Origin of the sequence: Neobacillus niacini NBRC 15566, assembly GCF_001591505.1 — a bacterium.
GTDB lineage: Bacteria > Bacillota > Bacilli > Bacillales > Cytobacillaceae > Neobacillus > Neobacillus niacini.
In genome coordinates this window covers 1-7,806 of sequence record NZ_BCVA01000089.1, presented here as the reverse complement: position 1 = coordinate 7,806, position 7,806 = coordinate 1, and the positions used below count along the sequence as shown (strand labels likewise).

Sequence of the window (7,806 nt, the reverse complement as noted above, 5' to 3'; positions counted from 1 at the left end):
AGGTTATTGGGTTTTTTTTAAATTAATTAAACTATTAGTTGGTAATCGAACTTGTTTATTTTTGCCAAAGTTTGTACTTTGCTAGTTTCTATTGTCAATTTTGAAGATAACTTTTAAAGGTCACAACCTTTATACAACAATTATTTTTCTTGAAAATAGGCAAAAGTTCGTTGATAAGAGGGCTTATGCACGATTTAATCAAACATTTAATTAGTTGAATTCATATTAACTAAACGTTTGATTAGAAGGACTGAAAATGCAGCCATACCAAGGTCTAGTCCTCCTTTGAGGCAAGAATATTGTCTAGACGCTGATCTGGTAGGAAAGGTGGAAGGTCACTTAAAGTGGACCTCGTACGATTAAATGAACAAGTACGAAACGCTGTGGTCTAATAAGGCTAACATACGTTTAATAGAGGAAGGAAGCAGCAATCGTTTATTAGATAATATGATATTTGCTCCTATTCTTCCTGTTCTAATCGTTTTAAAGCAGCTGCATTTAATATCCACCACTATTAAAGATGTCGAGAATTAGACACATACCGATTTCCTTTGAGTAAACGACTAGGTGCTATAATAATAGTATTGATTGCTCAATGTTTCACATAAAGTGAAATCGATGAATTGCAGCACAAATACTTAATTTTGGAGTGAATGGAATGCAAGGGAAAACAGCTATTATTACTGGCGGTGGAAGTGGGTTTGGTAGGGAAGCTGCATTAAAGCTTGCTCAAAAGGGAGTGAACATTTCGGTAGTAGACTTGTCGAAAGAAAAAGGAGAAGAGACCGTACAACTTTGTGAGGAATTAGGCAGTGCGGCTATTTTTATTCAAGCAGATGTGAGTAAAGTAGAGGATGTAAAAAAATATGTTAACGAAACGGTTGGCCGCTTTGGAAAAATAGATTTATTTTTTAACAATGCTGGAATTTCCGGTTCTGGCGTACGAACGTTAGATTGTTCCGAAGAAGAATTCGACGCTATCGTTAATGTCAATTTAAAAGGGGTCTTCTATGGCTTGAAATATGTTGTGACAGAGATGCTGAAAACGGGTGGTGGAGCCATAGTCAATACGGCCTCTCTTGGCGGCTTAGTCGGCATGCCTACACTAGGAGCATATTCCGCGACGAAACATGCTGTCATTGGTCTGACAAAAACCATAGCTGGAGAATACGGAAGAGAAAATATTCGTATCAATGCCATTGCTCCAGGAACCAATGAAACTCCAATGGTAAAAGCATTCCCAACAGATGCGATTAAAGCCATGGCTGACGCGGTACCAATGGGCAGATTAGGTCAACCTCATGAAGTAGGGAATGTCGTAGCATTTCTGCTTAGTGATGAAGCTGCCTATATTCATGGTGCTGTCATTTCAATTGATGGTGGGTCAGCTGCATTATAAAGACCACAATTAGCAGCAAGTTTGGCAAAAAATATCACCCTGATATGCCAACAGGGGACGAGAAAAAATTTATCGAGCTTCATGAGGATTTAAACTGTATTTTAAACATTTGAATATGAGTGCCACTTCGTAACTTCTAAAAAACAGCGTAAATGCCCTAGGCTATTTACGCTGTCCTATTTTTGAATTGAAACTTACCTTACTCACATATCCTTTTTTATCATATAGAGCATTTCCAAGAACAAAAGGTACTCTAAACTCCTTATTATTCTTTTCCGCTAAACTCTAAAATATTTAAACCCTCAGTTGCCTCTGGTTCTTCAAAAAATTTAGTAACATGATTAAACACCGCTTCCGTGTCAAAAGCTGCTCTTTCGGGTTGTTCGTTGCGCCTTTGTGCAATTTGACGTAAGCATTGCTCGTTATTTAGATTAAGGAAAATTAGTTGATGGCTTGCTTTGACCTCTGACGCTATATCCAAAAACCACTTTCGCAGTTTTTGAGTGTTAGCTGGAAAATCCATCACTACATCGGTACCGACACTTAATATGTTTTGGACATGCTTTTTCACCAGTGGCTTAAGCTGCGCTGAGAATTTTAGATAGCCCTCAAATGATGCGATCTGATTGGGATAAAGAGATGAAAGCCATTCATCCTCAGACAACAGTACCGCATGTTTATCTATCGCCAATTGTTTTGATTTAGTTGATTTTCCAGCTCCCATTTTTCCACAGAAAAAGTATAGCGTCCCCAATTGTTTCATATATATCCTAACCCCCCGCGTTTATTTGAGTTCAAACTTTTTACTTCGTTAGTTCCCATAGCAATTATTCTCTTATTAATATTTAGATGTTAAGATTTTTATCCAATTCACTTATGCTACCAATTTCATTTTTATTTCTATAACGAACCTGCGCCGTTACTTAAATAAAGTTCAACAAAAAGAAGCGTTAATCCTTCTGGATCAACGCACCCGTTACTTTAAAAGTAATACTTCATAATCTATTTTTAACCCCTTCAATCAGAATTTATTAGAATTTAGAAAGGCGTTATCCGTTTACTAGTTGTCTAATTTCTGCATTTACTATTATGATTTCAATTGAAAGGATTTAAATGGGTAAAAAGGAGGAGTAGCTTTGAACAGCCTTCAACTATTGAAACCCCTTTAGCTAACCAATTAGCAAGGTAATTTGACAGCGAATCCTCATAAAACAAATTAAATCCCTGTCTGAATTAATTTAACTCAAAAAACTCTAGCCAAACCTCCAAGGCTAGTTCCACCTGTTGCATTACCTGTTCCTACAAAAGACCAAAATCCAGTTGAAGGATCAATGACAATAAGCTTACCACCATCGGTTGCAGGTGGGATAGCATTCGCTGTTCCTCCAAATAATATATTATTGCAGAACTGCAGGCTAACCACACCGCCGCTTGGTGTAGACCCATCAGGGTTCTGAATACGTGTAACAAATGTAGCGGCTCCCGTTTTGGTATCTATCGTGTACAGTCCAGGTGTTCCGTCACTGCGACGAGTGCGTAGTGAACCCCAAAGTGTACCATTCTCATCAAAAGCGATTCCTTCCATTCCTTCAATGGTGCATGATTCAGAGTCACATATTCCATAGGGACCAATCACTGTAGCTACTCCTGTACTTTTATTGATGATAGCCAAATGATCTGCACCTGTTGGGCTGCCACCAATTATATTAACGGAAGCAAACAATGTGCCATCGCTCCTAAAATCCAATCCTGCAATCGAGTGAAATTCCCCCAAGCCTGTATTTCCAACAAAAGTTGCCCTAGCTGCATTTGGATCAACCGTGAAAAGAACCGGTATACCACCACCAGTACCGGCATACAAGATGCCAGTTGTTGGGTCGGTGGCTAGTGATGGAGCTTGATCAAACATTTTACCTATAATTGTTCCGCTTCCCGTCTGTGTATTAATGGAAATTAGGTTTCCCAAAACTGCGTCAGTTCCATATAGTTTATTACATAATGGTCTTATCCCAATTTATTTCCACTCCTTTTTGCTTTATATCCTTTATTAAATGCATTATGAAAGATAGAAGTATAGACAACTAACGTAGTCAGTTGTATCAAATTTAACTTTATAGATTCGGTAGATTTATATCACAAAACTGCCCCGTTGGCACATTTAGAAACAGGCTGCCGCAGCAACCTGTTTTTTAAGTAAAGCACCCATTACCTTAAGTACACTCTTTCACAAAGTTACATAAACTTGTTGGAACAATAGAAGGCTATCATTGTTGCAGCTTTTTTCAATTGCAAGTTTCGCAACAGATTTACTACTAATGAAAGGAACTATACCCATGTATCTAGAATTATAAGGTATAGTTGTAGTTGAAAAGTTGGAAGAAGTATGAAACGTTTTAAATCTTTACTATTAATTGTAATAGTTTTCTTGATCGTGGGGATTTATGCAACAATCGAAATCCTGAATAATGTAGCAAGTTACAATAAGACTCACGACGAAATAGTTGACGATGTTCCTTCTGAAGTGACTCAAGCTGCACCGCAGCAAGTAACAGGGGAAGAAATCGAAAATGATCAGACTTCATATAAAGAGCTACATTTGCTACCAATCTTAATGTGAATTCAACTAAAATTGACGTAATAGTTGTTATGCACAAAATGACTCACCAGAAAGTCCGTGCTGAAGAAAAAAAGGGAGCTATCCCGATGTTAGACGGTACGATTCAACAAGTCTACGATGTAGTAACTGTAAACAATTTTGATAACAAAAATAGTTTGTTGAGGATTCTAGAAAAATGGAAAAACGGTAATTTTGGAAATATTGATGAAGATCACAACTATTTTTGGAGTTTACAAGACGGAGAGGTTGGAGAAGCCTACGGTAAATTAAGTCCTGCCGAAGAAGCAGAGTTCATCAAGAACAATTTTCGTTATATGACACAATAGAATGAAAACCCCATTAAAATATAACGGGTTCACATATTCTGTCACAAAGCCTTTATTTGCTTTAAAAAATGTATGTGAATCTAGACAATATAAAACACCGCATAATGTGGAGCATTTTGTATATCAATACAAAATGCTCAGATTTTTAAACAGAGATCTCCTCAAAATATATCCTTATTAACCTCTTCAACCAAGGCCCCGTTAGTTTAACAAACACCTTCTCTTTTATTTTATAAATTCTTTGTATTACGTAATCACCTTAATGCTAAAGCCGGAACTCACATCAGCAACATGATAAATAATACATATTTTAAACGAAATATTGACTGTTCTTACAAAATGTCTGGTCATTTTCTTTATGGAATAATGCGAGGAATCTCGGCTGTTTCCTCTTCAAGTACATGGATGCCTCCAGATACCTCATAAGCTGCACCAATTGACACAAGCAAATCTCCTGTGATGGCAAGTTTTTGTTCCTGCAGAAGTTTAATGATATCTGTTTCACTTATTTGCATTGACACAGAAATGGCCTCTAATATTTGACCAATTGTCTTAATCCAAACACCAGTTAATATTTGTTGTTCTCCAATTGAATCGGTATCATTCTCAATATGCAAAAGCCCTGATAAACCTTTAATTTCAATAATCTGACCTATTACTTGAATCCACAGCCCCAATGCAACCTCTTTTTCCAGTTCTAAAACTTTTTTACTTTTCTTATTGCTGGAATCTTCTCTGCTATTACCTTTACTTTTTCTGTGATCCATTATCATCAACCCCAGAACTAGACTTTTGCTTTATTTTATGTAAGTAAAATATATATTCTTCAACTTTCTTAATAAAGCCTTCTTGAAGTAATCTGCACCGTTAGCTAAAAAAGCAAAAAGACCGTCGTATCGATCTAGTCTTGAACTCTTGCCCCCTTTACTTTAAGTACACTTCTTCACAATAATTTCTCCATACACTAATATCAGCAATAACTTTTTCAGAGTATCGTATTCGTTAACTCATAAGAAAATTATCGTCTCACATTAAAAACCAGAAAATCATATATTTTCTAAAAATCAGGAAATAATACAAGGGAGGTGAAAAAATGGAAACGGAAAAATTAAAATTGACATCTTCTGAAATTGGTTCTTTGTGGGCCGAGTATGTAAGCGGAACAGCGATAGATGTAGTAAATAAATATATGTACTCAATTATTGAAGATGAAGCAATTAAAGCGGTTTTTAATGATGCTCTCAAGACATTCGAAAAACAAAAGAGACAAATTATCGCTTTTTTTGAGAATGAGGGGTTTCCTGTTCCAATTGGATTTAATGAATCCGACTTGTATTTAGGCAAACAGAGATTGTTTTCAGATGCATTCTGCCTAAATTATTTACATGTAATGACTTTACATGGATTATTTGGGCATACCACTGCATTAAGCATTTCTGTCAGAAAAGACCTAAGGGATTTTTACGACTCATGTGATAACGATGCGAAAAAGTTTTACCACCAAACGATAGAATTATTGCTTGATAAAGGACTTTTTCAGAGGGACCCATTATTTTATGCATATGATCACCCTCAATTTATTTCAAGCAATGATTTCAAAGACGGTTTTTTGGGGAAGGGTAGAACTCTTGCTGCTACAGAAATCATTTCTATTTCCTTTAACCTGAAAAAAAGTGTTATGGCTAAAACCCTTTCTATTGCATTCAGCCAGGTGGCGGAATCCAAAGAAGTAAGAAAATTTTTAACTCAATCTGAGAAAACGGCTGATGGACAAATAAAAGCATTAGCAAAAATACTCCAAGCTGATAACTTACCAGTTCCAAAATCATTGGAAACGGAAGTGACAATTTCAACTGACTCTCCATTTTCTGATAAGTTATTAATGTATCACATGGGATTTTTGTTTCAAAATGCACAAACCTATCATGGGGCTGGTCTTGCAGCAGCCATGCGAACAGACCTTGTTACCACTTTTGAGGGTACTATTTTACAAAATCTTATGGTTTTAAAAAATTGGTTTAATATTATGGTAAAAAATAAATGGTTAGAACAGCCTCCACTTGCACCTAATAGAACAGAAATTGCAAAACAAAAATAACAAGAAATGCCCTTCCAAATCGGTCGGGCATTTTATGGTTAAAAAACCAAAAAAGCATTTCTCATGAGTGAAGAAATGCTAATCTGTATGGGATATTCTTAGAGCATTAATTTTTCCTATCTCCTTAAGACCGGCACGGATGAGCAGAAAAACAACAATCCATGAAGCGATCATTAAAAAAACATGTCCATAGGGGAACATTCCTTGTATAGGAGTGTCCCATAAAGCATGAATCGCAACCACTAACATAAAGACACGTAAAAATTTAATACGGAATAGCATTCTTAGATTAAAAGGATGGTCCCCTTGAACTCTGCAGAATGCTGCACCCGTCAGAGCCGCCCAGGCAACATGTCCGCCAGGGGCAAAGATTCCTCGGATCATAATCGTATTGTAGAGATTTGCGCCATCCCCTGTAAGCAATGACCTTAGCGCATACCCCGCGGTTTCAAACGCTGCAAAACCTGCTCCAACCGCTGCACCAATGAGAAGTCCGTTTAGTATATATTTATACTTTCTGTAGCGAACAAACGCAATGACCATGATGGCTTTAGCAAGCTCCTCAACAATTCCAATCGTAATCGGATTTATATTGTTTTTGAGAATATCGAAAAATACGATGGCCGCTAACATGGATAGAATCCCGCCGGTCAACACGTAATAGATCACTCGGTAAAAAGCAATATTTTGCGGTGCATTCATCTCCCAGAAGAAGATTAACGTTGAAAACGGAACAGCAAATGCACCAACAATAATCACTCCAGGTATAAAGTTCCAATTTCCAAAATAGTTAGCACCTATGTAAAAGCCTGCAAATATAAGGAGAGCAATGATGAACACCCTGGCAAAAAGCCAAGGTTTTGGCCATGTCTCTTTCACTTCCGAAATCTTCGGTGTCGTAAGCGCTGTTCCGACTATAAACAGCCGTTCCGCTTCCAATTCACTATGATTACGGAAAACACGCGAAAAGATATTTTGAAATTTAGGCTCAATGGACCGTTCAACATTTGGAACCATATCAACATAATGGGCAAATTCATAAAAAAAACTGTTTTCATCTTCTGCACCATTATTTTTTAAAAACTTTTCGCCGCAGCTTAAGCAGAACTTCACTTCATCAGGATTGGAATAAACACATTGCGGGCATTTCAAAAAAACTTACCCCCTCTTGGTATCATGAGTTTGACGACCATTCATTCATACAGGAAGAAATATCCTCAAAAAGAGTATGCTCAAAAATAGGTATATTATTTAGGTCGAGAAAAAGAGGCACTTAAACCCACAATGTGATCTAGTTCAATTTTGCATGATGGAGAGTCAAAGTGCACGAACTTGAAGCAACTTTGGACAAGCATCATGGATTTAA

The 7,806-nt window shown here is 36.9% G+C and carries 9 protein-coding genes; 5 read left to right on the top strand and 4 right to left on the bottom strand.

Going from position 1 to position 7,806, the window contains the following annotated elements; all coding sequences use genetic code 11:
* Positions 1-363: 363 nt before the first annotated feature.
* Positions 364-534, top strand: coding sequence for a hypothetical protein (locus tag BANA01_RS30125; protein WP_169803760.1), 171 nt, complete (start codon positions 364-366; stop codon positions 532-534).
* 124 nt (positions 535-658) lie between these two features.
* A complete protein-coding gene (locus BANA01_RS28545) occupies positions 659-1,399 on the top strand; it encodes an SDR family NAD(P)-dependent oxidoreductase (protein WP_034673042.1) in 741 nt (246 codons plus the stop codon).
* A gap of 265 nt (positions 1,400-1,664) precedes the next feature.
* Here the strand turns inward: BANA01_RS28545 and BANA01_RS28540 are convergent, their stop codons facing one another.
* Positions 1,665-2,162, bottom strand: coding sequence for a P-loop nucleotide/nucleoside kinase family protein (locus BANA01_RS28540; RefSeq protein WP_034673039.1), 498 nt, complete (start codon positions 2,160-2,162; stop codon positions 1,665-1,667).
* Positions 2,163-2,642: 480 nt separating this feature from the next.
* Positions 2,643-3,308: a hypothetical protein gene (locus BANA01_RS28535; RefSeq protein ID WP_169803759.1), complete on the bottom strand. Its 666-nt coding sequence runs from the start codon at positions 3,306-3,308 to the stop codon at positions 2,643-2,645.
* Between the two features lie 474 nt (positions 3,309-3,782).
* Here BANA01_RS28535 and BANA01_RS28530 point away from each other — a divergent pair, with 474 nt between their 5' ends.
* Together BANA01_RS28530 and BANA01_RS28525 are read left to right on the top strand one after the other, a co-directional pair.
* On the top strand, positions 3,783-4,016 hold the full coding sequence (locus BANA01_RS28530) for a hypothetical protein (RefSeq protein ID WP_034673034.1): 234 nt from the start codon (positions 3,783-3,785) through the stop codon (positions 4,014-4,016).
* A 38-nt stretch (positions 4,017-4,054) separates the two neighbouring features.
* Positions 4,055-4,342: a DUF6241 domain-containing protein gene (locus BANA01_RS28525; protein ID WP_157411917.1), complete on the top strand. Its 288-nt coding sequence runs from the start codon at positions 4,055-4,057 to the stop codon at positions 4,340-4,342.
* 356 nt (positions 4,343-4,698) lie between these two features.
* Here BANA01_RS28525 and BANA01_RS28520 read toward each other — a convergent pair whose 3' ends face one another.
* Positions 4,699-5,109, bottom strand: coding sequence for a hypothetical protein (locus tag BANA01_RS28520; RefSeq protein ID WP_034673032.1), 411 nt, complete (start codon positions 5,107-5,109; stop codon positions 4,699-4,701).
* A gap of 326 nt (positions 5,110-5,435) precedes the next feature.
* Here BANA01_RS28520 and BANA01_RS28515 point away from each other — a divergent pair, with 326 nt between their 5' ends.
* The gene (locus BANA01_RS28515; protein ID WP_034673030.1) at positions 5,436-6,440 is read left to right on the top strand and encodes a DUF3231 family protein; all 1,005 of its coding nucleotides are present in this window, start codon (positions 5,436-5,438) and stop codon (positions 6,438-6,440) included.
* Positions 6,441-6,518: 78 nt separating this feature from the next.
* Here BANA01_RS28515 and BANA01_RS28510 read toward each other — a convergent pair whose 3' ends face one another.
* Positions 6,519-7,592, bottom strand: a complete 1,074-nt coding sequence (locus BANA01_RS28510) for a PrsW family intramembrane metalloprotease (RefSeq protein WP_052106279.1) — start codon at positions 7,590-7,592, stop codon at positions 6,519-6,521.
* Between the last annotated feature and the right edge of the window lie 214 nt (positions 7,593-7,806).

What these genes read in the sequence shown, in the direction of transcription:
- BANA01_RS30125 (WP_169803760.1), top strand. Translation starts at nt 364, where the DNA reads ATGAACAAGTACGAAACGCTGTGGTCTAATAAGGCTAACATACGTTTA.
- BANA01_RS28545 (WP_034673042.1), top strand. Translation starts at nt 659, where the DNA reads ATGCAAGGGAAAACAGCTATTATTACTGGCGGTGGAAGTGGGTTTGGT.
- BANA01_RS28540 (WP_034673039.1), bottom strand. Translation starts at nt 2,162, where the DNA reads ATGAAACAATTGGGGACGCTATACTTTTTCTGTGGAAAAATGGGAGCT.
- BANA01_RS28535 (WP_169803759.1), bottom strand. Translation starts at nt 3,308, where the DNA reads ATGTTTGATCAAGCTCCATCACTAGCCACCGACCCAACAACTGGCATC.
- BANA01_RS28530 (WP_034673034.1), top strand. Translation starts at nt 3,783, where the DNA reads ATGAAACGTTTTAAATCTTTACTATTAATTGTAATAGTTTTCTTGATC.
- BANA01_RS28525 (WP_157411917.1), top strand. Translation starts at nt 4,055, where the DNA reads ATGACTCACCAGAAAGTCCGTGCTGAAGAAAAAAAGGGAGCTATCCCG.
- BANA01_RS28520 (WP_034673032.1), bottom strand. Translation starts at nt 5,109, where the DNA reads ATGGATCACAGAAAAAGTAAAGGTAATAGCAGAGAAGATTCCAGCAAT.
- BANA01_RS28515 (WP_034673030.1), top strand. Translation starts at nt 5,436, where the DNA reads ATGGAAACGGAAAAATTAAAATTGACATCTTCTGAAATTGGTTCTTTG.